1 protein-coding gene is annotated in these 596 nt (G+C 74.0%); it reads right to left on the reverse strand.

What is annotated here, in order from left to right:
• The coding region (locus tag DD1DGNOD_RS24490) for an ATP-binding cassette domain-containing protein (RefSeq protein ID WP_131771125.1) at positions 1-596 on the reverse strand (596 nt) is incomplete at both ends.

The raw sequence follows: 596 nt of genomic DNA on the forward strand, positions 1-596 counted from the left end.
ACCGGAGGAGAACTCGTCGACCAGTAGCAGCCGCGGCCGGCGGGCGACAGCGCTGGCCAGCGCGAGCTGCTGCCGCTCGCCCCCGGAAAGTTCGCCACCGGTCCGGTCGAGCAGGGGACGCAGGGCGGGAAAGCTCTCCAACGTCTTTTCGATCTGGTCACCGGGCCGGCGGCCGACGGCCAGCCGCAGGATCTGGCGGACCGTCAGGCCCCGCAGTGATGTGCCTCCCTGCGGCACCACTGCCAGGCCGCGGCGAGCGAGTCGGGCCGGGTGCACCCGGCGCGTCGGCTGCCCGAGCACGGCCATCCGGCCGTCGAACGGCGTGATCATCCCAGCCACCGTCCGGACCAGGGTTGTCTTGCCGCCGCCGTTGGGTCCCAGCAGCGCTACGACCTCACCGGCACGGACCTCGAGCGAAACCTCGTGCAGCACGGGGACGCCCGCATACCCGCTGACGACCTCCTCGACGACCAGCGCCCGGTCCGAGCGGGCCTGCGCGGGCAACCGCACCGTGGTGGCCGGAGGAGCGCCCAGGTAGACCTCGCGAACCTCGGCGCGGTCGCGGACCTCCGCCGGCGGGCCGTGCGCGACCACCC

This window comes from Candidatus Protofrankia californiensis (assembly GCF_900634765.1).
In the GTDB taxonomy this organism is placed as follows: domain Bacteria; phylum Actinomycetota; class Actinomycetes; order Frankiales; family Frankiaceae; genus Protofrankia; species Protofrankia californiensis.